The 24,962-nt window shown below is 31.8% G+C and carries 28 protein-coding genes; 5 read left to right on the top strand and 23 right to left on the bottom strand.

The genetic code is table 11. The annotated features are described in order from the left end of the window. Positions 1–42 precede the first annotated feature (42 nt). Together HNV08_RS08415 and lpxD are read left to right on the top strand one after the other, a co-directional pair. Positions 43–1,161 carry a DEAD/DEAH box helicase gene (locus HNV08_RS08415; protein WP_173280757.1) on the top strand — a complete coding sequence of 373 codons (1,119 nt, stop codon included), beginning with the start codon at positions 43–45 and terminating at the stop codon, positions 1,159–1,161. 103 nt (positions 1,162–1,264) lie between these two features. Next, complete coding sequence (gene lpxD / locus HNV08_RS08410) at positions 1,265–2,254, top strand: UDP-3-O-(3-hydroxymyristoyl)glucosamine N-acyltransferase (protein ID WP_173280755.1); 990 nt, start codon at positions 1,265–1,267, stop codon at positions 2,252–2,254. A 160-nt stretch (positions 2,255–2,414) separates the two neighbouring features. On the opposite strand, the gene HNV08_RS08405 is transcribed toward lpxD, so the two are convergent. Further along, positions 2,415–2,756 (bottom strand): hypothetical protein, encoded by a 342-nt coding sequence (locus HNV08_RS08405; protein WP_173280753.1) that lies wholly within the window; start codon positions 2,754–2,756, stop codon positions 2,415–2,417. Positions 2,757–2,884: 128 nt separating this feature from the next. On the opposite strand from HNV08_RS08405, the gene HNV08_RS08400 reads away from it, so the two are divergent. Both HNV08_RS08400 and HNV08_RS08395 read left to right on the top strand, forming a co-directional pair. After that, complete coding sequence (locus tag HNV08_RS08400; RefSeq protein ID WP_173280751.1) at positions 2,885–3,076, top strand: cold-shock protein; 192 nt, start codon at positions 2,885–2,887, stop codon at positions 3,074–3,076. 143 nt (positions 3,077–3,219) lie between these two features. Further along, a complete protein-coding gene (locus HNV08_RS08395) occupies positions 3,220–3,951 on the top strand; it encodes a DUF6090 family protein (RefSeq protein WP_173280597.1) in 732 nt (243 codons plus the stop codon). A 687-nt stretch (positions 3,952–4,638) separates the two neighbouring features. Here HNV08_RS08395 and HNV08_RS16395 read toward each other — a convergent pair. From HNV08_RS16395 to HNV08_RS08355, 9 genes are all read right to left on the bottom strand, one after another. After that, positions 4,639–4,767: a hypothetical protein gene (locus HNV08_RS16395; protein ID WP_262886689.1), complete on the bottom strand. Its 129-nt coding sequence runs from the start codon at positions 4,765–4,767 to the stop codon at positions 4,639–4,641. A gap of 76 nt (positions 4,768–4,843) precedes the next feature. Beyond that, positions 4,844–7,210, bottom strand: coding sequence for a S8 family peptidase (locus tag HNV08_RS08390; protein ID WP_173280750.1), 2,367 nt, complete (start codon positions 7,208–7,210; stop codon positions 4,844–4,846). A 1-nt stretch (position 7,211) separates the two neighbouring features. Continuing rightward, on the bottom strand, positions 7,212–8,300 hold the full coding sequence (locus HNV08_RS08385) for an AAA family ATPase (RefSeq protein WP_173280748.1): 1,089 nt from the start codon (positions 8,298–8,300) through the stop codon (positions 7,212–7,214). A gap of 476 nt (positions 8,301–8,776) precedes the next feature. Beyond that, positions 8,777–9,661 (bottom strand): nuclear transport factor 2 family protein, encoded by an 885-nt coding sequence (locus HNV08_RS08380; RefSeq protein WP_173280746.1) that lies wholly within the window; start codon positions 9,659–9,661, stop codon positions 8,777–8,779. Between the two features lie 95 nt (positions 9,662–9,756). Beyond that, the gene (locus HNV08_RS08375) at positions 9,757–10,641 is read right to left on the bottom strand and encodes a helix-turn-helix domain-containing protein (protein WP_173280745.1); all 885 of its coding nucleotides are present in this window, start codon (positions 10,639–10,641) and stop codon (positions 9,757–9,759) included. Further along, complete coding sequence (locus HNV08_RS08370) at positions 10,638–12,527, bottom strand: monovalent cation:proton antiporter-2 (CPA2) family protein (protein WP_173280743.1); 1,890 nt, start codon at positions 12,525–12,527, stop codon at positions 10,638–10,640. Before HNV08_RS08370 ends, HNV08_RS08375 begins: the two co-directional genes overlap by 4 nt. A gap of 3 nt (positions 12,528–12,530) precedes the next feature. Next, complete coding sequence (locus HNV08_RS08365) at positions 12,531–13,124, bottom strand: NAD(P)H-dependent oxidoreductase (RefSeq protein WP_173280741.1); 594 nt, start codon at positions 13,122–13,124, stop codon at positions 12,531–12,533. 28 nt (positions 13,125–13,152) lie between these two features. Further along, on the bottom strand, positions 13,153–13,446 hold the full coding sequence (locus HNV08_RS08360; RefSeq protein ID WP_194241987.1) for a hypothetical protein: 294 nt from the start codon (positions 13,444–13,446) through the stop codon (positions 13,153–13,155). 189 nt (positions 13,447–13,635) lie between these two features. Further along, positions 13,636–14,310 carry an NAD(P)H-dependent oxidoreductase gene (locus HNV08_RS08355; protein ID WP_173280740.1) on the bottom strand — a complete coding sequence of 225 codons (675 nt, stop codon included), beginning with the start codon at positions 14,308–14,310 and terminating at the stop codon, positions 13,636–13,638. A gap of 237 nt (positions 14,311–14,547) precedes the next feature. Between HNV08_RS08355 and HNV08_RS08350 the strand changes: the two genes are divergently transcribed. Next, positions 14,548–14,919 carry a winged helix-turn-helix transcriptional regulator gene (locus HNV08_RS08350; RefSeq protein ID WP_173280738.1) on the top strand — a complete coding sequence of 124 codons (372 nt, stop codon included), beginning with the start codon at positions 14,548–14,550 and terminating at the stop codon, positions 14,917–14,919. Between the two features lie 3 nt (positions 14,920–14,922). Here HNV08_RS08350 and HNV08_RS08345 read toward each other — a convergent pair whose 3' ends face one another. The 13 genes from HNV08_RS08345 to HNV08_RS08280 all read right to left on the bottom strand — a co-directional run bounded on the left by HNV08_RS08345 (position 14,923) and on the right by HNV08_RS08280 (position 24,890). Continuing rightward, positions 14,923–15,678, bottom strand: coding sequence for a YARHG domain-containing protein (locus tag HNV08_RS08345; RefSeq protein WP_173280736.1), 756 nt, complete (start codon positions 15,676–15,678; stop codon positions 14,923–14,925). After that, on the bottom strand, positions 15,675–16,799 hold the full coding sequence (locus HNV08_RS08340) for a DUF6688 domain-containing protein (RefSeq protein WP_173280734.1): 1,125 nt from the start codon (positions 16,797–16,799) through the stop codon (positions 15,675–15,677). The genes HNV08_RS08345 and HNV08_RS08340 overlap by 4 nt, the downstream gene beginning before the upstream one ends. A 3-nt stretch (positions 16,800–16,802) precedes the next feature. Further along, positions 16,803–18,308, bottom strand: a complete 1,506-nt coding sequence (locus tag HNV08_RS08335; RefSeq protein WP_173280733.1) for a PA3715 family protein — start codon at positions 18,306–18,308, stop codon at positions 16,803–16,805. Then, complete coding sequence (locus HNV08_RS08330; RefSeq protein ID WP_173280731.1) at positions 18,305–18,685, bottom strand: hypothetical protein; 381 nt, start codon at positions 18,683–18,685, stop codon at positions 18,305–18,307. Before HNV08_RS08330 ends, HNV08_RS08335 begins: the two co-directional genes overlap by 4 nt. A gap of 432 nt (positions 18,686–19,117) precedes the next feature. Further along, positions 19,118–19,711 (bottom strand): hypothetical protein, encoded by a 594-nt coding sequence (locus HNV08_RS08325; RefSeq protein ID WP_173280729.1) that lies wholly within the window; start codon positions 19,709–19,711, stop codon positions 19,118–19,120. Between the two features lie 6 nt (positions 19,712–19,717). Beyond that, on the bottom strand, positions 19,718–20,644 hold the full coding sequence (locus HNV08_RS08320; protein ID WP_173280727.1) for an SH3 domain-containing protein: 927 nt from the start codon (positions 20,642–20,644) through the stop codon (positions 19,718–19,720). A gap of 98 nt (positions 20,645–20,742) precedes the next feature. Beyond that, on the bottom strand, positions 20,743–21,411 hold the full coding sequence (locus tag HNV08_RS08315; protein ID WP_173280725.1) for a hypothetical protein: 669 nt from the start codon (positions 21,409–21,411) through the stop codon (positions 20,743–20,745). Positions 21,412–21,457: 46 nt separating this feature from the next. Beyond that, positions 21,458–21,754, bottom strand: a complete 297-nt coding sequence (locus HNV08_RS08310; protein WP_173280723.1) for a hypothetical protein — start codon at positions 21,752–21,754, stop codon at positions 21,458–21,460. A 44-nt stretch (positions 21,755–21,798) separates the two neighbouring features. After that, a complete protein-coding gene (locus HNV08_RS08305) occupies positions 21,799–22,206 on the bottom strand; it encodes a GNAT family N-acetyltransferase (protein ID WP_173280722.1) in 408 nt (135 codons plus the stop codon). 148 nt (positions 22,207–22,354) lie between these two features. After that, positions 22,355–23,200: a T9SS type A sorting domain-containing protein gene (locus tag HNV08_RS08295; RefSeq protein ID WP_173280720.1), complete on the bottom strand. Its 846-nt coding sequence runs from the start codon at positions 23,198–23,200 to the stop codon at positions 22,355–22,357. 58 nt (positions 23,201–23,258) lie between these two features. Next, entirely contained in the window at positions 23,259–23,714 is a 456-nt protein-coding gene (locus HNV08_RS08290) for a hypothetical protein (RefSeq protein ID WP_173280719.1), read from the bottom strand. A gap of 109 nt (positions 23,715–23,823) precedes the next feature. Further along, positions 23,824–24,465, bottom strand: a complete 642-nt coding sequence (locus HNV08_RS08285) for a hypothetical protein (RefSeq protein WP_173280718.1) — start codon at positions 24,463–24,465, stop codon at positions 23,824–23,826. A gap of 38 nt (positions 24,466–24,503) precedes the next feature. Continuing rightward, positions 24,504–24,890, bottom strand: a complete 387-nt coding sequence (locus HNV08_RS08280; RefSeq protein ID WP_173280717.1) for a hypothetical protein — start codon at positions 24,888–24,890, stop codon at positions 24,504–24,506. Positions 24,891–24,962: the final 72 nt, after the last annotated feature.

Here is a 24,962-nt window from a genome sequence, read left to right as displayed (position 1 = left end):
TAGGCCGTATTTTAATGTACCTTTACACCATAATAAAACACTATGTCTACATTTTCAGAATTAGGAATTCACAAATCATTTATCAAAGGATTAAAAGAGCTTCATATTGAAAAACCAACAGAAATTCAAGAAAAAGCTATTCCTGTTTTACTGGCATCTAAAACGGATTTAATTGGTTTAGCCCAAACCGGAACTGGAAAAACAGCCGCATTTGGTTTACCTGTTTTACACAACATAGATCCTAATAATTCAAATATTCAGGCTTTGATTATTGCGCCAACACGAGAATTGGTACAGCAAATACAAAAGCAGCTTTTTAAATTTACTAAATATGTAGATCACAAAATTTTTGCAGAAGGTGTATATGGTGGTGAAAAGATAGATAGGCAAATTCAAAGACTCACGAGAGCAACACATATTGTTGTTGCGACACCTGGTCGTTTACTCGATTTAATAGAGCGTGGTGCTATAGACATCTCAAAAGTGAATACACTCGTTTTAGATGAAGCCGATGAGATGCTGAGCATGGGCTTTAAGGAAGATTTAAATAAAATTTTACAATTTAATACCTCACGCAGATCTACTTGGTTATTTTCTGCAACCATGCCAAACGAGATAAAAAACATCGTTAAAAATTATATGTCGCCTAACGCTGTTAGAATAGAGGTGAACAAAGATGCCTTAGTTAATAAGAATATCTCACATCATTTTATTCAAACACACATCCAAGAAAAGGTGAATATGATTACCAGAATCTTAGACCAACGTCCTGAGCAACGTGGTATCATATTCTGTAGAACCAAAGCTGGTACAAAAGCACTCGCTGAGCAATTACAAAATGAAGGTTTTGCTGTTGGTGCGTTAGAAGGTGACATGCAACAAAAAGAACGCGATAAAGTGATGCGCGCTTTTAAAAACGAAAGTCTGCAAGTCTTAATTTCTACAGATGTGTCGGCACGAGGTATTGATGTGAATAATTTAGGTTTTGTATTGCACCATCAATTGCCAGAACAATTAGACTACTACACGCACAGAAGTGGTAGAACAGCTAGAGCTGGTAAAACAGGACAATCCATTGCCCTTATTATACCTGGAGAAATGCAAAAATTGATTGAAATGCAAAAAGCCTTAGGGATTGTGTTTAGGGAGATTACCATGTAAGGTCATATCAAAATAATTGACCACCTCTCGGCTGCATAAAATTGTATTGTCATTTTTTAGTATTATCTTGACTGTCTATATAAATAACTAACACAGTAAACTAATGAACGCATACACAATTGAAGACATTAATGCCATAATACAAGGCGACGTTATTGGCCAAACCACTTGTAAGATCACAGGATTAGAACAAATTCAAAAAGCAAACGAAAATCAGGCTACCTTTATTGGAAACCGAAAATTTGCAGCACTTTGGAAGGATTCTAAAGCAAGTTTAGCTATAGTGAATGCTAATTTAGATCTTGAACCTGGCGAAAACCGAGTGTTGATAAAAGTAAAAAATGCCGACTTAGCCATGGCCAAATTACTAGAAAAATTCACGCCAGCAACACCACATTTTGAGACCGAAATTCATCCATCAGCAACCATTGATCCTAGTGCCAAAATAGGGCAAGGCAGTAGAGTAGGAGCCGGTTCTTATATTGGTAAAAACGTAGTGCTAGGTACTCAAGTGACTGTTTACCCAAACGTTACAATATTAGATGATACCAGCATTGGCGACCATACAACAATTTGGTCTGGTACTATCATTAGAGAGCGTTCTGTTATTGGTAGTCACTGTATTTTTCATAATAATGTAAGTATTGGTGCAGATGGTTTTGGGTATAGACCAAGTGAAGATGGCCAAGGCTTAGTAAAAATTCCACATATTGGTAATGTAGTGATTGGTAATGGTGTAGAAATTGGTGCCAATTCTTGTGTCGATCGTGGTAAATTTAGTTCTACAATTTTAGGCGATGGCTGTAAGATTGATAATTTGGTTCAAATTGCGCACAACTGTGTGTTAGGACGCTCTTGTATTATGGCTGGAAGTTCAGGATTAGCAGGTTCTGTTACCTTAGGTGATGGTGTTATAATAGGTGGTTCTGCATCCATAAAAGACCATACAACCATACATACTGGTGCAACAGTTGGTGCTGGATCTGGTGTAATGAATGATGTGCCTGCCGGAAAAACGGTATTGGGTTATCCTGCTGTAGATTCTAGAGAAATGCTAAAGCAATGGGTGGCACTGAGGAAGTTAGCGCGATAAACTTTATATACATATAATATCGTCGTCACTTGGAGTGAAATTCGTTTTATAAATTGTGTATCGAGACGTTTTGGGTATAAATGGTTCTCGAAACAAATGTACTAAGGCACATTCACTCGAACTGACGTTACTATATTAAGACAATATTTAAGGTGACTAATTAAGCCGATTTTTGCTCTACATTTTGTTTTAAATGGAGTAAACCAGCAACCATACCATCTAATTCGTGTTCTAAGAAATTGGCATTACGTTTACTAAATCCTTGAATGGTATTGGCGTAAAGTTCAACACCAGCATGCGTAATACACACGCTATACGTGTCCTTTTCTGCATCTAAGTTTACAGAAGTTCTGTAATCGCTAGAAATTAATAACCAGTAACATAAACTATTAATCTGGTTAAACAAAGAGAATTTTGTTTCCATAATATGTAAGTTTTTAATAGACTGAGGGTTATCTCTAAGCGAAGGTATACGCAAATCCGTTTCTGGTCTAAAATCCATGTCCAAACGCCTTGTTTTACCGATGATAAGCCTGTCATCGTCTTAAAATCGGTCAATTAACATGGCATTAATTTTTGGCATCATTGTTGAATACATCTCAGTAATTATTAAAATAAAATAAACATAGAATGATTAAAGGAACAGTAAAATTCTTCAACGATGAGAAAGGATTTGGTTTTATCACAGAAGAAGGTTCAAACAAAGACCATTTTGTACACATTTCGGGATTGATCGACGAGATTCGTGAAGGCGATGTTGTAGAATTCGAACTTACAGAAGGAAAAAAAGGATTAAACGCTATACACGTAAAAGTAATTTAGAATATTTGACTTAACCTAGAATTTATGGAAGCTCATCATTAATTTGATGGGCTTTTTTTTTCAGTTTTATAACAATCTTCAGTCTTCAATATCAAATAAGCTCAATTTGTTAAGTTTTTTGTAATTTACAATCAAATGTATGTATGAAATTATTCAACACCTTAAGATTTAAATTGATAGAAGGGAAGCGTCTCAAAAAATATCTGCTCTATGCTATAGGCGAAATTATTTTGGTCGTCATAGGGATTTTGGTCGCTGTGACGATTAATAACTATAATGAAAACAAAAAAGCGGAAAAAGAATGTGTAAAAATAGCCAAACAAATACAGCAAAAACTGGCTTCGGATATTGCTAAAATTAAGGAGACACGACAAGAAATTAGCGAGAATTTAGAGCTCTATAATTTATATTTAAAAAAGGATAAAACAGAAGCCGAACGCTTAACGATTGTCGCACAAGCACCATTTTTAGTGACTATAGGTATTCAGTTTTTACCTGTAAACTTAATAGTATCATCATCACTAAATAAAGTGGCATCTCAAAATACGACATTGGCCAACAAACTCATGGAAATTGAGCAAGATTACATTGTCGTAGACAAAACATTGCGGCCCATGGAAGATATTATGAAAGATGAATTAATTAAGAACATTAATCATATTAAAGAAAATTTCTCCTGGTACGAAAAATTAGTTGGTAATAACGGCAAATTTACGGTTGAAGAATATAAATATTTTGGTTCTGATGATTATAAAAACCGTGTTGTGCATATGCGTTTTTTATATGTGAATGGTTACGATAGTATTCTCGAAGAAGTTGAGCAAATTTATGAAACGCACTTAGAAGAATTAAACGAGCTATTAAAAGACCAATAGTTTTTAAGAGACCTATAAATCAGTTAACGTATTTAAAAACACAATAAGTGGGTGGCATTCGAAATATTCTATTTTACATAATATAAATTATAGGACATTACATAATAATTTGCGCAATAGCGCTTTTCAGCGATATTTGACATAATCATAGTTCTAGTGACACACAAGTGTCCTAAAACGTTAATGATTATGTACAAGTAAATTGTGGGAATAAAACTAAAAACATAAAACTGGGTTTACAACGGATTGCATATCCAATTACTGGATACTTTTATTTGAAAAGAAATCTATCGAATAATTTCCAGCCGCTTGCAAGCCGCACAATAAAAGTTAGCTTTTGAATACTATTTAAAAATCGCGTAAACGACAAAATGTACGTGATATAAAATTTTGGACGATTCTCGTGGTTAGAATATCTTGTAGACCTTTCAAATTATTTCAAAAACGAAAAATGTACAGTGTACATTTTTAGCTAAATACGATTGAAGCAAACTTATATTAAAGTATTGTATCCAAATACAATCATCCACTGGATAACTGTGTTTGGATAGCCTAAAATATGAACGCTCATTTCTCCTATTGTTTTACCCAAAATTTAATGAGGCAGAACTAAACTTTAAATTCTATTTTACATAATATTAATATTTCAGTTAACCTTATAATATGAAAAATAAAGTTTCAATTAGATCACTTTTTTTTGCGTTTAGGCGGCTTTAATGATGGTGTGTTTCCTGGTGTGTCTTTGTTGTCACGTGCTCGTCTATCTGGTTTTCCAGTAGATTTTGCAATTCTCTTCGGTCCTGGTTTAAGTCCCATAATTTTTGTTTTTAATTAATAATTCAAATATTTAATCACTTTCTTTTTAATAGTATTTCACTATGCTTTAATTGGTCTAATTATTTTTACCTTGAACATCAATTCTAATCTCTTCCCTTAATTTGATGTTAGAGTGTAAAAAGTTTCTATCTGCCAACAATCTAGATACTTCATTGTAAACTTGATGTTGCTCTTTGGTATCTCTAATCGTAACGATTAAAGTAAAATCTTGATTTAAAACCTCTCCATCTTCTTTTGATCTAGTTTCTGCAAAATCACGATATGTTCCTTTTATTTTAGCATACCACTTTCTATTACTTGCTAAACTATCTCTTTGTCTTGCATCTTTCATTTCACTTAAATTAACCGAATATTTTTTTACAGGTTGATACTTTTTTCCGTAATTAAGTAATACTCTTTCTCTTGCGTAATCACTTTCTGTATCTTTTATATAGGCACTTTTGTAATTAGAATCCAAAAGTACATTTTGGGTGTCATCTGGCCCAAAAGGGTTTAGTATATTAGATTTAGTAGTATCTCTATCTTTTATATTTTCATATGTACCAAACATTAAGTCTAAATTAGATTGACAATACTCCGCTCCTTGTTTTTCTCTTAATACTGGTTGAGCAACTAGAGTAACTTTTACTTCTCCATAAAAGTGTCCTTCATCATCAATTAAACTTTCTGGAAATGGAAAGTCAAGAATCTCGATAAATTCACCTTTATTTATGTTTTCTTGAAGAATTAAGGTGATTTCATGAGGATCGTTATAAATAATCTCATCGGCTGATGATGCTATTCCAAACCCCATTTGATTGACTTTTTCATTAATAGGAAAATTTACACCTAATGGATATTTCGCTGAATGTATTGCTAAAGCCTTAAGTAATGTAGGATTAAATTTTTCTCTTACTTTAAAATTTAGTTCAGATAACAACGATGTGACTCTAGGTGTTGAAAAACTTGTACCTATTATTTTTACTGGAGATCCATCTGGAGCAATTGCTTTTACTCCATTTTCAACTCTTCTACCTCCATTCATACCAGCGTTACCTCCATAAGAAACTAAATCTGGCTTTATACTGTTTGCTGGTCCAGGACCAATACGAGTAAAAGGAGATGGATGATTTACATCAGCTATATCATTTTCATTTTTAGAATGTGCAATTGAACCAACCACTAAAGAACGAATTGAATCACCAGATCTTGCTATTCTGCTTTTAGGAAAACCTCTTTCGAAATTTCTACAGTTCCCTGTGGACTTGCAAATAATTACCTCATTAGATATTTGAATATCGTCAAGTGCTTTACCGAAATCAGAAAAGTCATTTAAATCTGCTTCAGATTTAGTTCCTAAAGATAGGTTCCAAATTTTAATATCAGAATTCTTTTTTATTGCTTCTCTAATATTTGCAATTAACTCATCTTCATCTATACTTTCTTTAGTTTCATCTGGAAAAACAGTTGCATCAAAAAGTTTACAACCTGAATTTCCAGTCCAATTTTCTCCTTCTAAATCATCACCATAAATAATAATACTTGAAACACATGAACCATGTGTTGGATTGACTAAATCTTCAGGATAAGACGAGAAATTTCTATCAAGAAGCCAAGGACTTAAGTACTGATTCTTTGCAATACCTGAATCAAGAACTCCAATTATTGGGTATTCTTCATCTTTGATAGGTTCTTTTACTTCAATGTCCTGTCCAGAATTTAGCAAGTCCATGCCAACACTATATTTTGGCATAAATGTTATTGATTCTAAAGCTTCAAAATCACTAATGCTATCTAATTGGGCTTTAGTAGCGTTTTTAATTTTATAAATTATTAGGCCAGAAGAATAATTTGCTTCTACCACATCTATACTCTTTTGCTTACAGTACTTTTCAAATGATATTTTGACTGCATTATTTATTTCATAATTCAAAAAATCTATAAGAGAAATTTTTACTGTCTCATTTTTTTTATTTTCTTCAATATCAGCAATAAAAGGTTCGAATATTTCTATTGTTTCGACAGCAGAAATGGCTTTAGGGTTTCTATGATAATTATTAATTTTTTTCTTAATGACTTTACTATCTTCAATACTGTCAACTTTTACTATAGCAATATTTGAATCAATAAAACCAATTATATTATTTTTTGAAAATTGTCCATTAAATAGCTTTTGAATATCTTGTCTGTGTGATTTTGCAATGGCATTATCATCAATATCAACACGCAAGGTAGCAGGAATAAAACTCCTTGTCTTATTTCGGTTTTCAAAAAAAGTATCTAATTCACTTAAAGGCTCTAAAAGACTATTTGCTCTTTTTTGAAGTTCTTCTCCATCAAGTTGCCATTTTGGAATTGTTTTACTCCCTCCACCTTCGACTCTTCTGTCGTCTATTTTCTGTCTTTTCTGAAATAATTTTACAGGTAAATTCTTTTTAGCCATCTTATTCTACAGTTAATGCGTTTCTAACTTTTCTTATTGAAATATCTAGGTAATTAGCTATTTGTTTTTGAGGTATATGGCTCTCATTTAAAAAGCGTATCATTTCTTCTGGTGTATACCTGTTATTGTTCTTATACTTGAAGTATTCAGAAAAAATTTCATCGTATTCGAATTCTTTATTTTTAATAATTGAATTATAAAATGCACTATTTATTATCTTAATAATTTCAGAATGTGAAAAATCGTTTAAGTAAGAAGAAAGTGTATCAAATTTCTTATCTTCTATATCTAATTTAGAATCTACCTTGTCAAAATAACTTCCAATTAGATTTTTAATTTCTTCAGAACTTGGCTTGTTTACATTAATTACTTTTTCAAACCTTCTCCAGATAGCACTATCTAATAATTGCTCATGGTTTGTTGCTGCTATTAATATACCTGTCTCTAGAAAATCGTCAATATTTTGCAACAAGCTATTTATTACTCTTTTTAATTCACCAGTTTCATGATTATCGTCTCTTGCTTTTGCAATTGCATCAAATTCATCTAGAAATAAAATACAAGGTTTACTCTTTGCATAATCAAATAATTTCCTAATATTTTTTGCTGTATTACCTAGAAGTGATGATATCAAAGAATCAAACCTAGCTACTACAATAGGTATATCAAGCTCTTTAGCTATATATTTGGCTAATGTCGTTTTACCACAACCTGGAGGTCCATAAAGCAACAACGATAAATTCATTTGTAAACCTTTACTTTTTATTTCATTTTTAGAATTAACTAAAGAGATGAAATTGTTTACTGGATTTTGGATACTTTCAGAAATTGAAATATCTAATTTTATATCTCGAGGAAGAATTACATCCGCAATATTTAACCTTGTATCATTATCTACAGGTGCATCAAATAATTGGTCTTTGAAAACAGGAATTGCTGTTGAGCCTTCTATAGTCTTTATTATTTTATCAGCAAGTTTATCTACTCCATCTTCTCTTAACTTTTTAGCCAAGTGTTTAGAATAACTAATAACCTTTTTTGGGTCTTGATTAAGACCACCTTCAATTATTTTAATGAGCTCTGTATACATATATCTGCAATATTATTTTTGATTTACGTTACAAATATAGACATAAATGTAACATAATTACATAAAAACGTAACATTCTTACATATAATCGTAATAATCATTTTTAATTATGTGATAATTATTAGTTATTACATTGACAAATAAATCTTTAAAATCATTCCACCCTCATGTAACTTCCCTCCTACGTCGACCCATAAAGAGTGATCACGTGCACAACCTTATTAAATAAATAAGTGCACGTGATTGCTGCGAAGTTCATTAACTAAGTAAAAAAACATAAGAGAAGAAAAAATAATGAAACCGTAATTTTAAGATGCGCTTTTTAACCACTAACAAGGACTACAATTTTCCTTAGTCTGTTTTGCTGTTTTCGTTTAGCTTTGCTTTAATTTAATTTTTTTGAGGTTATCACATTGAAAAGACCATCGAAACAATGGTCTTTTCTACTATTAATACAAGCTTAAGGTTTGATTCAATTAGTTAGGGAAATTAAATTTACTATTGTTGTTTTTTCTATCTGATTTGGCTAGAATAGTTTCCATAACATCCCAGTGTTCGGCTATTTTGCCATCCTCTACTCTAAACAAATCGTAATAAGATGTTGGTTCGCCTGCAAAGGTGCCTTCACTAATAGCGAGCACAAAATTACCTTCTCCTAATACCTTGTGTACTGTTTTAAATTCCATAGTAATACCTTGTTTTGCCATGGCTTCTACTGCCTTTCCAAAACCAGATAAACCATCACCAATATTAGCATTGTGCTGTATGTAATTGTCTCCATCAAAATATGTAGTGATTTCTGCCATTTTACCTTGTATTAAAATGGTGTTTAAGAAATCTGAAACTAAGGATTTATTCGCTTCGGTTTTATCTAAATCTGTAAGTGTCGTTGTACCATCAATTTGCGTATGATCGCTTGGGTTAACTGGAGTTATTTCGGTAAGATTATCCCAATGTTCTACAATCAATCCGTTTTCGAATCTAAAGATATCAAAACCAATTTTTGGTCCAAAAAAGTCGTATTTAGTTTGTGTAAATACATAATCGCCATCTTCAAATGCACGAATCACATTGGCTTTAAAACCACCTTCTGGTGCTTGCTGCAACACAGCTCCAAAACCCTCCAAACCATCGGCTACGGCAAGATTATGTTGTTTATAATTTGTTGGGTTAATATAAGCTAAGGCAGTTTGGTCACCTGTTTCTAAACTGGTTAATACTGCTACGGCCTTGTCTTTGTTTGATACGTCTTCGGTTGTTTTCATTTCGGTTTTTTCTTTAATGTTTGTTGTTTTTTTTGATTTTTCTGATTGGCATGATACTACTATAACAAGTAATACTGCGAATAATGTCTGTTTCATAAATGTTGTTATTATGAGGACAAAATTATTTCAGAATCTACGTTCATTAAAGATTAATGTTGATACAAAAATGGTAAATATCGAACCTTGAAAGACTAGATGTAGTTCTTTTTAAAAGTATTTGGGGTAAATTCCGTATGTTTTTTAAAGTACTTTATAAAATTTGTTGGCTCTTCAAAACCGAGATGATATGCTAATTCTGTGCTTTTAATTTCAGAATTTATCAATAAGCGTTTGGCTTCAAGAATTACAAAAGCGTCAATAAATTGCTTCGCAGTAACGTCTAAAGTCGCTTTACAAATTTCATTAAGATGCTTGTATGTGATATTTAACTTTTTGGCGTAAAAGTCGGCATTTCTGCTTTTGTTAAAATGCACTTCTAATAACGATTTGAAGTTTAAAAATGTAGTGACCTTTTCTGTAGATTTTAAGTAAAATGTTTGATCTTGCTTTAAACCCTCTAACTTAGAAAATATGATAGCATGTAGCGAAGCGTATATACTGTTTTGGTTATAATCTTCTTTTATAGTGCTGTATTCTTCATAAAAGAGTTGAAAATATTGCAACACGTTAGAATCCTCTGGCACCTGTATGCTTGGGGAAAACAAATGGGCATTAAAAAGCCGAATAATTTCATTTTTAGGTAATGAATTAATCTGTTTCTTTAAGAATTCTTCAGTAAATAATAAGATATAACCCGTTAAACCTTCAGTAAATTGAAAGGCATTAATTTGACCTTTTGATAAGTGAATAATGGTATTTTGCTTCACAGGATACCAAACAAAATCCACCAATTGTTGGCTCTCTCCCGACGTATAATACACAATCATATTAAAAGTCACTTGATGCGCTTTTTCTGGATGATGATCTTCTATCGAATCTTTTCTGTTAGCAAGACTTTCTATGGTAAGAATATCTATCCCAGAATTGTAGGCTTTTTTTGAATTAAACTCAATATTTGGAATTTCCTGTAGAGTCACGCTTCCTTAGATTTTTCTAACTGTTGTTTAATATGTTCACTATCCCAATGATTATCATAAGCTACGATACCACGTCTAAAATCATTTTCTAGTAATTTCTCTTGTTGTTCTAATTCCTTACGGGCTTTAAAAATATAGTCATCATCTAATTTGGGTTGTGAAGCCAAGCGTCTTAAACTCGCTTCGTCGTATTTAATAAAATTCTGAACCTGACGATTCAATGTATATTTTCTAAATCCTAATTTACTCAATGCATCACTCGCTAAGGTTAATGAGGTATCTAAGGTTTCGCGATAAATATTATGCACATCACGATTTAATAATTCGTAAGCATCATACCTGTTTTTAGTACGTACCATAAGTTCTACATGCGGATACTTTTCCTTCACGATTTTAGAAATGGCTTTGGCTACTGATACTTTATTCGTAGCACAAATAAGTAATTTAGCTTCTGCAATGCCTGCAGACTCCAATAAATCGAGTCGTGTGGCATCACCATAATACACTTCAAATCCCATCTTCCGTAAAAAATCCACACGATTAGAATCAAAGTCTAATATGGTAGCTTCTACACCATGCGAACGTAAAAACCGACCTACTGTACTCCCAAAGTGTCCAAAACCGACTAAGATCACTTTTTGTGATTTTGCAATATGATCCATGGGACGTTTTATGGATTCTTTTGTGCCTATTTTAGGTAGAATTAAACGCTCATTTAACACGGCTAAAATGGGTGTTAAGGACATGGAAACTGCCGTGACCACAAGCATCATATCCATTTGTTCTTGTTCTAGTATGTTGAGTTGAAAAGCAAAGGATAATAAGACAAATGCAAATTCTCCAACTTGAGCTAAACTAAACGTTAAGAGGACATTTTGGTCTAGTTTTAATTTGAAGATGCGACCTGTAATAAATAATACCAATGCTTTTATCACAATAATGGCCAATAAAATACCTCCAATGGTTAATGGACTATTTGCTATAACCACAAAATTAATGGATGCACCAACGGCCATAAAGAACAAGCCTAGCAATAAATTTTTAAAGGGTTCTAAGGTACTCTCGAGTTCGTGTTTAAATTCGCTTGTCGATAAGACTACACCACCTAAAAAGGCACCTAATGCAGGACTTAAGCCTACAAACTCCATTAAATATGAAATGCCAAAAACGATTAAAAACGCAGCCGCAATTAATAATTCTCTCACACCTGTTTTAGCGACTTTTCGTAGCATAGGCACTACAACATAGCGACCTGCTAATACTATAATTGCAACCGATAAAATAATGGCTAAGGTTTGCAATCCTATAGGTAAACTTTCAATTAAGGTTTCTGATCCATGTGCTGCATCTGTGTCTGTACCCTCTGAAGTATTGGATAAAAGTGGTAGCGCACCAATCATAAAAATTACAATGATATCTTGAAACAGTAATATGGAAAAGGCACTTGACCCAAAGGTCGTATTCATTAAGCCTTTTTCTTTAATAGTTTGAAGCGCAATAGCCGTTGAAGATAACGCGACAGCCATACCAACGGTTAATGCTACTTGCCACTGAAAACCCAGGACTGCAAAAAACAGATACGTAAAAGCAACAGTTAAGGCAACTTGTATGCCTCCCATGCCTAGAATGGATTTTCGCATATTCCAGAAATTCTTGGGTTCAATTTCTAATCCAATTAAAAAGAGCATTACCACCACACCAAATTCTGCAAAATGCATGATGTCCTCCCCTTCTTCTCCAATAAAGCCAAAAACATAAGGGCCTATTAATACACCAGCCATTAAATACCCAATCACTGAACTTAAGCCCAATCGTTTGGCTAAAGACACACAAATTATGGCACCTGCTAAAAATATAATAGCATCAAATAGTAAACTTCCAGACATAATTTATACCGTTAAAATTTCTAAATCGTTTAGAAAAAAGCATTTCGAAATATGTTTGGCATCAAAATCGCCTTGCAACACATCGATAAGTTGTTCGTATTGATTGGCATAATGTAGTAGATGTTCATCCGATAAATTATGTGTTCCCATCACAGCGAATGGTGGTAAATAGTGCATACCACACAAATTAGCCGTTTGCTCAAATGGTCTTAAAAACTCGTTTATGGTAAATACATTATAGCCTTCAGAACAGTAGACTTCACGCGAACCACCAGCCGTAATAACATTAAAAACGGTTTTATTTTGAAGTACATTTCCTTTAGGACCATACGCCCAATTAAACTCTAAAACCAAATCTTTCCATTGTTTTAAAATAGCAGGACTGCTATACCAGTACAAGGGATGATGCCATATAACAATATCGTGTTGCAGCAGTAATTCTTGTTCGTGCTGCACATTGATATGAAAATTGGGATACGCCTCATACAAATCATGAAACGTTACATGCGCTTTATCCTTTAAACGTTCAATTAAAGTTGCATTAACTCGCGATTTTTCAAATTTTGGATGTGCAAAAAGAATTAGTACTTTTTTCATTGGCTATTTTTGATTGGTATTGAAAGCGCTAGTTGCTAATGATAGATTCCGTTAAAGTTAGTAATAATTTAATTTTATCTGAATCGTAAGCATCTGGATGCGCATTTGCATATACACCTTTGTCATTGTCAAAATATGTGCCTGATTGATTTTTATGACGTTCTGACACTGCTAAATCATAAAGAATATCAACGCCTTTTTCTGCAGGAGACCAATGTTGCCCATAGGCTTCATTTGCCATTTTAGTATTTAAGAGCGATCCAGGATTTACGGCTAAGGTAACTATATTAGGATGGTTTTTAGCAAAATTAAACGACCACATCGTTAAGGCTAACTTACTTTGTGCATAGCTTTCACTTGCGTTTACTGTAGCATTACCTGCTAAGTTAGAACATAAGGTGCTAAATAATTTACGGTCATTCTAATATCTAATCTTTATTGGTCTAAATTACTGGACTTTTATATATTCCAGCGCAAGTGCATTTGTATGTTTTATTGTTTTCATAAGGTTTTATTTCCACGTTACAATATCTTCTAAGGCACGTCTTGATTTTGGGAATTCAGGAGCCGCTTTTCGGTATCCAAATGCAGCCATGAATGATAAGCCGTATTTATCGGTATCAATGCCAAACTTTTCTCTAAGTAATGCTTCCGCTTTTTCTTGATGAAAGCCTTCAATAGGACAAGAATCTATTCCTGCCAAGGCAGCTGCAGTCATCATATTACCTAAAGCAATGTAGGTTTGTTTTGATGACCAATCGAATAATTTTTTATCCGTATCTAAATTAAAATCGCGCTCTTGAAATTCTCTATAAAATTTAGAATACATGTCAATAACATCTTCTGGCAATTGTTTCACGTCTTTCATCATATGTTCAATGTATGCCGCATCGTGTTTTACCATAGGTGCTTTCATACTTAATCCTAAAATAAAATGACTTGCTGTATCTAATTTTAAAGGTGCTCCCCAAGCTACTGGCTTTAAAAGCTCACGTAATTCTTTGTCTTGTACTACTACAAAATGCCACGGTTCAAAACCAAAAGAACTTGGTGATAAGTTGGCAGTTTTAAGAATAAAATTGATTTGATCATCCGTTAAGGTCTTATTGGCATCAAATTCTTTTGTGGCATGTCTGTAATTAAATGCGTTTAATATATCTTCTTTTGCAATGTTTGGTGTATTCATTTTATTTAAATTATGGATTCATAAATTTATACTATCAAAAGTATAGTGACAAAAGTATTGATCGCTTAGGAATTCTGCAATAACGGTCATAAATGATAGTATAAATTTAGACACTCACTTTTCAATTAAACACTAGTGTTTACCATACTTTAGAGCAGATGTTAAATAAACTATAAAAAGTATAGTTGTATACTAAATGATAGTTTCCTAACTTTGCAAAAAAATAATACATAGATTATGGCTATTGAACATAAAAAGCGATTGATTAAATACAATGATAAAGAGTTCTCTTGCTCTACGAGTATTGCCATGGAGTTGATTGGAGGAAAATGGAAAAGTGTTATTTTAATATATCTTTTAAATGGCAAGCAACGCTATAATGAATTATATAAACTCATATCTACCATTACCGAGCGTACATTGAGCCTACAGCTTAAACAGTTAGAAAAGGACGGCTTAATCTCGAGAAAGGTTTACACAAAAAAACCGCCATTAAAAGTAGAATATGAATTAACCGCATTTGGTGAAACCTTAAGGCCTGTCTTGCTTGCAATTGCTAATTGGGGCACTTTAGCGGCTGAAGAAAAAGGAGAATATCTAGAATTATAATTATTAGCCAGCAGCTTGATACGAAATAAACACAAGTTTTTGATTAATAATTTTAAAAGTGTACCAAGCCATATATTCGTTTTCTGAGTTAAACGCACTACCATAGCTAAATGCGGTATGCTCATTAAACAATTCGGAATGACCTTTGACTGTATAACGTAAAATCACAGTATCACTTTTAATACTTAGAGATGTTTCATTTTCAAATAGACCATTATCAGTGGTTACTTTATATAAACCGTTTTCATTATACCAATTTACGTCCTCTAGATCTATAACTGATAATATATCCTTTAATTCCGTTTTTGTTTCGTTGATATATAATTTTGAAGTCCCTTCAAATTCCTTTTGAAACAGCGCATTAACAACAAGTGTATCGTTGTTAATCAAGGCCTCTTTCATGGCTTTTAGTTGCGCTATTGTAGTGTTTTTAATAGCTTCTTTCTGGTTTTCGAGTTTTAAAAAAAGACTGACATTTTGTTTTTCAATGGCATTTAATTCAATATTGTTTTTTGCACTAAAATCGGGTTGATACCAGGTGTAGTTTTCTAAAAAATAATCAGATATTCTATCATCGTTAAATACATATTGATGTCTTGCAAAGATCTCGTTTCTCATAATTTTCAATTCTAACAAGGATAAATGCTCAATATCTTGTTCTACATAACGTGTTGTGTCACATTCTGAACAATCGTTAATTTGCGAAAATGATGTTTGGGTAATAAGAATTACTATGAATAATAAAAGGAAATTTTTCATTTTGAAACAGATTTGATTTTTAACGCCTGCAGTCTTTGTCTATCCGAATGCTTTAGGTATTGAATGGCTATGCGGTTTTCGGGATGTTTATCAAACGTGTATAGAACAAACAGAAAAAATAACTCTAAAGGCTTCATTAATAGATATACCATATCTGACACGAGTTTTATGTTGAATATGTTGTAATACTTGTGAATAAAATGACCGACAATATTGTATTGGCTTCTAATGAATTTATGAACTCTAGGCCATTTGTTTTGAACCAACTCCTCAAAGGCATTGGAGATTAATAATTGTCGGTTACAGATTATTTTATTGCCATTACGCTCGCCATATCTCATGGGTTTAACGATGGATTTATGGCCATTGGCACCAACGGAACATAAAAAATGACCACCACATTCCACATTATCACACATGTAATCTAATTGCGAAAAACCATGTTTATAGGTCTCTGTAAACGCTTTTATTAAACTGTCTGGTTTCTGACCAAAAAGCAATAAAAATAAAGACAATACACTAAGTATAGGTATTAGAATTAATGTAAACACGGTGTACTTATATAGAGGTTGTAGTTGTAATATAGACCAGCTTACCTTCCCTATGACACTATTTGAATTTAATTGGTGCTCGTGTATGTGATCTCTAAGTATTTTATGATTTTTAATTAATTCAATATACAGTAATAGTATGATTGGCACATTACCCAATCCCCAAAATACAAATCCTAAGTCTATAGTATTTAAGTGAATACACAACAAAATATTAATCACTAACCCAAGTATTAAAAACGAATTTGTAAATACTTCTACAACAGGTGGTAAAATGCTTTTTCTAAAAATTGAAATACAATAAAATGTGGTATACGCAATAAGTAAGGCATAAATACCTATTCTATGTTCTGGAGAAAAAACTGCACTGTCTGTACAACAATCATTTGCTTCCAAAAAATCAAACATTAGAATAAAAAGTAGAGGAACAAAAACAACTGTCCATAATTGAATAGGCTTAAATAACTTTTCTCTTGTTTTTAGTCTGCCTTTGCTTAAATAAAAGATAAAATTAAAAACCACCAAGCTAAAAATGACGACTATAAATATAAATACAGGTAATGTAAGCATAGATTATTTTTTTTGAAGTGCTCTTATCTTATATTTTCTATTAATACTTGGATGTGTAATTTGTGCCAAGCTACTTTGTATTTCTGCAATAGAAATCGTATTGTATGTGGTTCCGTAATAATAACTCTGCGGAATCAAAGTAATAACATCGTCTTTAAAAAACGGCACGTTAATAGAAAACGATTGCACTAAAGGCGTATCTTGTAACAAGATAGTGTTTTTATAGACTTTATTAAGATAGATGGCCATGGTTTTTATTCTTCCATTTTTAAAATAAGAAGCTTCAGATAAAACTGATCCATTAACAAGACTTAATGTAAAAGGGTTGAGAATAGTATCATGAGGTGTTAATACGTCGTCAACGTGTAAATAGGTATGGTATACATGGTTCTCGCTATTTTTTAATAATCTTAGAGTTATTTTTGGATGGTCTTCTTCTTTAAATTCAAATGCTGTTCTATACGTTAGATCGGATAAATTATCATCTGTAAATTTTTCATTTGCAACTGTAGCCGAAATTTTAAAATTCAATATTTCAGAATACAATACATCTGCTTCTGAACAACATCTTCCAAACAGTTTTCCGGACCATATTTCTATCTTATCTTCGGATTCTAAATTGTAATACTCATAGATGGAATGCAATGGCTTTGCATATTGTTTTATTTCAGCTATAGCAACACTGTCAATTGATGCAATAACAAAGTCTTGCGCTTTTGACGCTTTATATTGATTAGAGCTAAACCTAAGCGTTGAAACTTCTGTAGAAACCTTACTTGTATCTCTACACAATCCGTTTGTATTGGGACGGCTTTTGGTCGTTGTAATTGTATTTTTTACTAAAATATTGCTATAACCATTGGTTTGTCCTGGAGACATTATAAGCGTCTTTGATTGATTAATAAAATCGCCGTAACAAACCGTATCTGTTTCTCCCTGATTTTCTTTAATCGTGTAATTATTTAGAATTTTTACCAAGGTATCATCTTGCTTTTTATATAGGGAAATGGTTTGGTAACTGTAAGGATTGGGCTGAGAATTATTATGATAACTTACGTTAACACCAAATGCTTGTTCGTGTTCTGAAAGTGCATAGGTCATAGTATCTATTTTTATTTCGGCTAGTTGTATTGCATCAGACGTCCAGCCATTTGTTTTAGATCCTTCTGAATATTTGTGTTTTAAAGTGCCTGACTTAGTATCAACAATTACAATATGACTGGTATATTCAAAATAACTGTCATCATTGGCATCGGTTTTTGAAATCTCAGGTATAGCGAAAATGGTTTCCTGTGGATTTGTTGGGTGCTCTTGCTGTGCGATTAGATCTAGGTTACAATTTTCTTTTTTAAGGTTTATATTTTTAAGGACTGTATCTCGTAAATTGAACTCTAATTTTGAGTGAACAGGTTCTATTTCTGAAACGATTTCTTGTATGATGACTTCGTTTTTTGCTTTTGAATGACAAGCCATTACAATAAATAACAGAAAATATATGCGGTATTTCATTGTTTAAAATTTTTAATTGGTCTTGGTAAATACCAAAAATCATTTGGAAGTTTAATGTCTATATTTTCAAATGAAACCATGTCTTTTGTCAACCAATTTACAGTCGTGTAATTTTCTGTAACTTCTGTAAAAACGGTCTCTAGTACTTTTTCTTCAATTTCATCATAAAGATAAATCTTACCACTATGCCAACAATCCATATAAGAAAAGACTGCGCAAAACAATTTTGAATACATATAGGTTGTGGCATAGACGCTATACTGCTTATCTGGACTATATATTTTTTGGCTCGTGTGAGCTGTTGAAACCATAAAAAGTATTAGCAAAATGAATAAAATGACAACGATTATACCTTTAGTTTTATTCTTTTTTTTCATAGCGTTTTAGATAAGACAACGTAAAAATAGTTGGTGATATAATACACTTCTGCCTTTCGCTTTGCGTAGCTTAACGCGTCTATATCTTTTTTTGCAATTCAATTTTATGATTGCTATGATCTGCTATCACAGATTGGGTTATCCAAGGTTTATAATGAAATAATAATAGTATGGGATTGACATACAATAGTCCAAAAATTACTAGAAACGAAATTAATTTTCTTATTACAAGTTTAAAAACACTTTTATTACCTATACATTCTAAAACTAGCAATGGAACCAGAATAATTAAATCGTCATAATAGATGAATGCCTTAAAAAAACCAATTTTTGTTTGAAACAAATGGAAACTATCCAACAAGAAAAGAAATCATAAGCTATAAAAAATGATTTGTATTGTTTTTAGCATTCTATTCTAATGATCTCAATGGCTTAACAATCATTTTTACCATAGATTAATATATCAAAAAGAATCTCATCTAATTCTTCTACAATTGTATCATCTTTACCATACTTTGTATCTAAAAATTGATTTTCCAATTCTACTTTAAACTGTTTTTCTGTATCTGGACTTACCCAATGTCCATATAAAGAACCTTCATTATTTTGTAGAAACAAAACGCCTAAAAACCCATCTTCAACCATACAATAATTCTTTTTTTGTTTATCAGCCGTTACGTCTAATAAAATCCATTGATCTTGATTATTATACTTATACATGGCATTTAAAATGGTTAAATCTCCACCACAAGGATGTTCTTGCTCTTTGAGATATAGAGATATTTTTATATTACCATTTAAAGTGCCCTTGAATAGTTCTGATCTAAGCACATCAGAAGTTGCATTAGAAATTTCATTCGTATCTGATTCAGAGTTATTAACAATCGCAATTAAATGTTCTTGTGCTTCTTGAGATTTTGTAGCTTCAGCTCCTTCCACAATTTCGGCTGTTTTAGCGTCATTTGACACTATTTTATCTTTGCACGATAAGGCTACTATCACTAGTATTATAATTAAGTTTTTCATATTTTTTTAGTTTTGGATTTTTCCTAAATAATATATTTGATTACCATTTACAGTGGTTGCATAACTTGTCTCACTATAGATAAACTCTTGGTCGTTTAACCAATAAAATTTATCATAATAACACAAATCGTGATTAAAAGCGGTTAAGTAAGTATAGGTATCTCCTGTTTTCACTTGAAAAAAATAATGACTACATTCTTGTCCGCCAAAGAAACCATTGAGTCTTATTTTTTTACTTGGTGATTCTATAATATATTCTGGGTTTCCAACGGTTTTAAGCGTTTCGCCTGTTTTTGTAGAAATTGAAAAATCACTGGCATGTCCACCTTCAAATAAAATAATTTCTTCAGTAGGGAAATAGGCTATAAATGAAAAATCATTAGATACTTGGTTAATTTTAAGGATTTGTCCGCTGTCTAAAATAATCTCATCTATAACGCGTCCGTTAAACGCGCTTTGCGTCCATTTTACTTTACCTTCCAATACTTGTTCAGCCTCTTGTTTAGACGTTATTTTTATTCTGTTAGATGGCTTTGGTGGTACATAATGACTATAAAATTTTAAACTGTCTATTTCTGTAATTTCAATAGAAGCTTTATTCAGTTTTTCTATAAATGCACTAAACACATAACCTTCGTTTTCAAATTGAACGTCTTTTTTGCTTTCTGAAATAATAAAAGGAAAATTTTGAAATTTAATTTTTACCCAAACGCCATTAAGCGTTTCATCATTATCCTTAATTTGAAGTTTTATATCAGTGATATCTAATAATTTTACGACACTTCCATAAGGTAATTTTCCTATTTTTTTAGAGTCAATTTTTGGCTCTTCTCTTATATTTAAACCACTTAGTGCTGTATTAAAATATAGTTCTTGGCTTTGCAATACAAAAAAGTTTAGAACATAAATACCTATGAATATTAGTTTTTTCATTTTAATAATTTCTAAATATATATTTTACTTTTATGCGTATTGCCATATATTAATGCATGGTGTTTTTAAGTCGTTTTAGACGTATGCACTACTATTTACTATCCTGGATCTTCACTTCTATATTCTAACTTTATTATAAGATGGTCTTCATTGTAGTGCAATTTTAAATAGTCCGACGCTCCTGCACCTAAAACATACGCAATATGATTTTCTTCATTCTCGTAGTTGGCCATTTCGAACCTATCCCAATTTTTAATTTGTTCTTTTAGGTTGAAATTAAAGCTATATGTTGAGGCTTGCTTTTTTTCGCAAGCCCAACCATCTCCATCGTTTGTAACTTCAATTTCTATAGATTCATCAATTTTTGAAGTTGATAAATTTTTATATTCTCCATCTGTGGCACCATCACATCTGTTGTCTTTATGATATACTAAAGTCCATTTATTATTAAAATATGAACTAAGACTTTCTCCATTTTTAAGACTTGCTACAAAGGCATCCTTATTATTGTTCGTAGTTTGAAACCTACTTAATGTATGATTTATATGCTTAGTGGACGTATTCTCTCCATCTGTAAAGTAAATATCATTAATGTTAATCCTATCTCTATATGCAATTTCTTTTGGCAACTTAGACACAGAAATATGAGTACTCACTTTGTTTTCTGTTGAAACAGTTATAGCATTAGCACTCGATGTATCCTTAAAGTGGACTGCACAAATTCCTAAGGCAAGAATCCGTAATATGAATATATTTATGTCTGTCATGCTATAAGATATAATTTGTCCTCGATTCGGTTATATATAATGTCTTTTAAATAATATCTAAAACTTTCTCCATTGTATAGTGCAAAATGAAAACAATAAAGGTAATTGCTAATATTATTGCCAAGCGAATTATAGTTGCATTTCTATGTGTTTTCAGCTTTTTTCTTAAATAACATATATCCATTAAAATAAACAAGAAAGCGATGATGCTACCTATAATTGATCCTATATGAATAATTCCAAATAAATAAAAAGCATCAATAAAGACTTGAAATTCACTATCTATTTCTGGTTTACCGCCAAAAAGAACGAGCATATAGCTGTAAGCCAAAATGAATGCCAATATGGTCCATGCTAGGTAGTTCAGAAACCGTTTTAATGTGTGCATTATTTTAAACTATTCAAATCTTTCAACAAAAAACAGACATCGGTTTTTGTCATTCCAATATGTGGATAATACTCTACTGCAGCTGGTGCTGCCAATAAAATTAGCGTTGCTTTTGGTGTTTCTTTCTTTGTTAATCTAATAAGTTCTTTACCAATCCCTAGCTTTTGGTAGTTTTCATCTACTGCTAAATCTGATAAATACGTACAATACACAACATCTGTAATTGCTCTAGAAACACCTACTAATGTTCCTTTATCTCTCGCTGTAATAATTAAGCTGGCATTGTCTACCATAGCTTTAATTCTGTCTAAATCATCTATAGGACGTCGTTCGCCAAGAGTAGATTTAATGAGTACATCTTTAAATTCAGTTGGTGAAAGATTTGGTTCTATGTGGTAACTTATCATTTAGTAGTAGCCTTTATCCATTAGTTGTATGAAATTACACCTAATTCTGGTTTTGCTTCGACTTCTAAATTAGAAATAAATTCTAAATAATGGCCATTAGTATCACTGAAATAAATCGCTATGGCTGGCATTCATGAAAATACGGTTATTACTCCACCAATAATTTAATTACCACTTGTTCTAGTTTGTCTTTGATTTTAATAAAATACAAACCACTTTCTAAGTTTTGCGTGCTAAACTGCAATTGAGTTAATGATACATTTTTTATAACGTCTACATTAATTTGTTTGCCTTGGGCATTAAACACTGTTACATTAGACATTAAAATATGACTTTCTATGGTTACCAAACCTCTTGCCGGATTAGGAAATATAGAATAACTCTGCACACGGACAGTTGCAGTGCTCAAAGCAACACTTGGTTCTAAATAATCTGGAATTCCACTGTTGTCGGTATCATCATCCGTAGGATCTCCATTATTATTGTAATCTTCGTTTACTGTTAGAATGCCATCATTATCATCATCATCATCTAAATAATTGGCCAAACTATCCATATCAGTATTGTCATCATCTAAATTACCATTTGAGTTGATATCCTCTAGAACGTCTGAAACACCATCACCATCAGAATCTACACAGTTATTTTGATCTATAACATACAAATCTATAGATGTATAATCATAAGTTCCTGAACTATTTTGGCTAACACGACCAAATATAGTTTGTGGATTTAAATAATTTACAAATGGCGTTTGTAGTGCGTTTACATCCATTTCTGCATCTACTTGCGAGGCATAATAAGACACAGTAAATTCGGATGGATTTTGATTTCCTAAAAGTAGACTATCAAAGGTATTAAGATCAAATTGCGTATAGCCATCAGCTGTGTTATCATCGCATAACTCATAATTTATAGGACCATATGCAATTTGCGCGTAATTGAAGTTTAAGACAATAAAAGCCGTTAGGAAAAACATTATAGTTTGCTTCATTTTTTTAGATTTAAATTGATGTTTTAATGACTACTAAATTGAAAGGTTGTTTTTGAGGTTACTCAAAACTTATTGGCAATTGAGACCTTGAAATTTTTACAATATGAAAAGGTTGTGTTACCATATTAGAGTCATCACCTTCAGGAAATAAGTCTACAACACTAACCAAAATATTTTCAGAATTAGAACTTATACTCAAATCTAACTCATGTCCTCCGTTGTTTTTAACAGTATCAAAAACAGCAATGACTGTAAATAAATCAAAATCTATATCTCTTTCAGAGAAATCATTAGTCACATTATTTACAGCATTCATTTGAAGCATTAAGTCATTCCAACTGCTTAAATCATTAATGACTAGGTTTTGTTGTACAATACCTTCGCTCCCATTACCATAAAGATTACTTTTGGCTATTAACGTAGAATCTACGTTTACAGTTCTCGTTTCAGTGTCGTCCGAATCACAGCTTATTGTAAAAACGGCTAACAACATAATTAATACATGCTTTTTCATAATTTATATGTTTTTATTATTTAATAATTGATTTTTTTTTATTCTAAACACTTAGGAACTCCCATAACTATTTTGTAAAATTTATAGTGGCATTCAGCTAAAAAACTGTTTATTGAATACTATAAGATTCCAATCTTTTTTCTCCGTAATGCTCACTGTCAGAAGCGAATGACAACGTACTTAAAATTTCACCTTTACCATCTTCTCTATAAACATGGTCTAAAGCGTTCAATTGATTTCCGCTGACATCTCTCAGAAAATAATTATTATCTAAACAATTAAAATCACCCAAAGATTCTATGTTAATTACGTCTTGAATTGCGGATAACTTTAAATTAATTGAAGTAAAACTAATAACATCAACATGGCCTACATAATGCTCGTCGTAATTGTTATTTGCGTATTTAATAGAACCAATATCATTGATTAAAAACCCTAAAGAGTCTCTAAACCTATAGTTTTTTTCGCCATTGCTTGGAAAAGCTATATTTCCATTGTTGCCAGAGACGATATGTTTAAAATTGAAATAGGTATTGCCATTTATTTCTATGGTATGTGTAATATCTACAGTTTCTGTAATGGTGGTCGCTACAAATTCACCTGATACCAAATCTTTAGCATAATATTTATACGCCCAAGAATTACCTTCTGTTAAAGCATAAAAATTGTCATTTTCTGTGGTTACATTATCATTTGTACTGCATGAACAAACAATAAAAACAGTCATTAAAATAATTGCAATCTTTTTCATAATATTTTGTTTTACGTTATTAATAATAAATTTTAGTATTAAGCAGAGATTTTAAGAAATACCTGCTCCATTTCTTTAAATGCTTTATTTTGTGATGAGGTTAACAATATGTTTTTAATTTTTCCTGTGACAATTTCTAATACATTTTGATAGCGCTTTTGGCTATTACCAAAGTAGGCTTGCATTATTTTATTTGGAATGATATAGGTCATTTTCAATGAGTTTTCATTTTCAAAATAAACTTTCATACCATGCATATTACTTTTTTTAAGCACTAGACATTGTTCCATTTGCCCATGAATATTGGTCCTGACTTCCCAACTATCATATTCTTTAGAACTTTCAAAAGAAGTTGCAGTTTTTAAATAACTATAAAGTGTATCTAAAGAATTATATTCGTTTTTAATTTTTATTGTTTTTTCCATAGGTTTTGCTTTATAAACAGTGATAAAAAGCCACTTAATATTTAATAAAAAGTGGCTCAACTTTCAACTATT

Source organism: Winogradskyella eckloniae (genome assembly GCF_013249045.1).
In the GTDB taxonomy this organism is placed as follows: Bacteria; Bacteroidota; Bacteroidia; order Flavobacteriales; family Flavobacteriaceae; genus Winogradskyella; species Winogradskyella eckloniae.
Note: the sequence above shows the minus strand (reverse complement) of the source record. Positions and strands in the feature narration are given on the sequence as shown.

Bases quoted from the DNA above. Each gene is read 5' to 3' on its own strand.
- HNV08_RS08415 (WP_173280757.1), top strand. From the start codon at position 43: ATGTCTACATTTTCAGAATTAGGAATTCACAAATCATTTATCAAAGGA.
- lpxD (WP_173280755.1), top strand. From the start codon at position 1,265: ATGAACGCATACACAATTGAAGACATTAATGCCATAATACAAGGCGAC.
- HNV08_RS08405 (WP_173280753.1), bottom strand. From the start codon at position 2,756: ATGGATTTTAGACCAGAAACGGATTTGCGTATACCTTCGCTTAGAGAT.
- HNV08_RS08400 (WP_173280751.1), top strand. From the start codon at position 2,885: ATGATTAAAGGAACAGTAAAATTCTTCAACGATGAGAAAGGATTTGGT.
- HNV08_RS08395 (WP_173280597.1), top strand. From the start codon at position 3,220: ATGAAATTATTCAACACCTTAAGATTTAAATTGATAGAAGGGAAGCGT.
- HNV08_RS16395 (WP_262886689.1), bottom strand. From the start codon at position 4,767: ATGGGACTTAAACCAGGACCGAAGAGAATTGCAAAATCTACTGGAAAA.
- HNV08_RS08390 (WP_173280750.1), bottom strand. From the start codon at position 7,210: ATGGCTAAAAAGAATTTACCTGTAAAATTATTTCAGAAAAGACAGAAA.
- HNV08_RS08385 (WP_173280748.1), bottom strand. From the start codon at position 8,300: ATGTATACAGAGCTCATTAAAATAATTGAAGGTGGTCTTAATCAAGAC.
- HNV08_RS08380 (WP_173280746.1), bottom strand. From the start codon at position 9,661: ATGAAACAGACATTATTCGCAGTATTACTTGTTATAGTAGTATCATGC.
- HNV08_RS08370 (WP_173280743.1), bottom strand. From the start codon at position 12,527: ATGTCTGGAAGTTTACTATTTGATGCTATTATATTTTTAGCAGGTGCC.
- HNV08_RS08365 (WP_173280741.1), bottom strand. From the start codon at position 13,124: ATGAAAAAAGTACTAATTCTTTTTGCACATCCAAAATTTGAAAAATCG.
- HNV08_RS08360 (WP_194241987.1), bottom strand. From the start codon at position 13,446: ATGTGGTCGTTTAATTTTGCTAAAAACCATCCTAATATAGTTACCTTA.
- HNV08_RS08355 (WP_173280740.1), bottom strand. From the start codon at position 14,310: ATGAATACACCAAACATTGCAAAAGAAGATATATTAAACGCATTTAAT.
- HNV08_RS08350 (WP_173280738.1), top strand. From the start codon at position 14,548: ATGGCTATTGAACATAAAAAGCGATTGATTAAATACAATGATAAAGAG.
- HNV08_RS08345 (WP_173280736.1), bottom strand. From the start codon at position 15,678: ATGAAAAATTTCCTTTTATTATTCATAGTAATTCTTATTACCCAAACA.
- HNV08_RS08340 (WP_173280734.1), bottom strand. From the start codon at position 16,799: ATGCTTACATTACCTGTATTTATATTTATAGTCGTCATTTTTAGCTTG.
- HNV08_RS08335 (WP_173280733.1), bottom strand. From the start codon at position 18,308: ATGAAATACCGCATATATTTTCTGTTATTTATTGTAATGGCTTGTCAT.
- HNV08_RS08330 (WP_173280731.1), bottom strand. From the start codon at position 18,685: ATGAAAAAAAAGAATAAAACTAAAGGTATAATCGTTGTCATTTTATTC.
- HNV08_RS08325 (WP_173280729.1), bottom strand. From the start codon at position 19,711: ATGAAAAACTTAATTATAATACTAGTGATAGTAGCCTTATCGTGCAAA.
- HNV08_RS08320 (WP_173280727.1), bottom strand. From the start codon at position 20,644: ATGAAAAAACTAATATTCATAGGTATTTATGTTCTAAACTTTTTTGTA.
- HNV08_RS08315 (WP_173280725.1), bottom strand. From the start codon at position 21,411: ATGACAGACATAAATATATTCATATTACGGATTCTTGCCTTAGGAATT.
- HNV08_RS08305 (WP_173280722.1), bottom strand. From the start codon at position 22,206: ATGATAAGTTACCACATAGAACCAAATCTTTCACCAACTGAATTTAAA.
- HNV08_RS08295 (WP_173280720.1), bottom strand. From the start codon at position 23,200: ATGAAGCAAACTATAATGTTTTTCCTAACGGCTTTTATTGTCTTAAAC.
- HNV08_RS08290 (WP_173280719.1), bottom strand. From the start codon at position 23,714: ATGAAAAAGCATGTATTAATTATGTTGTTAGCCGTTTTTACAATAAGC.
- HNV08_RS08285 (WP_173280718.1), bottom strand. From the start codon at position 24,465: ATGAAAAAGATTGCAATTATTTTAATGACTGTTTTTATTGTTTGTTCA.
- HNV08_RS08280 (WP_173280717.1), bottom strand. From the start codon at position 24,890: ATGGAAAAAACAATAAAAATTAAAAACGAATATAATTCTTTAGATACA.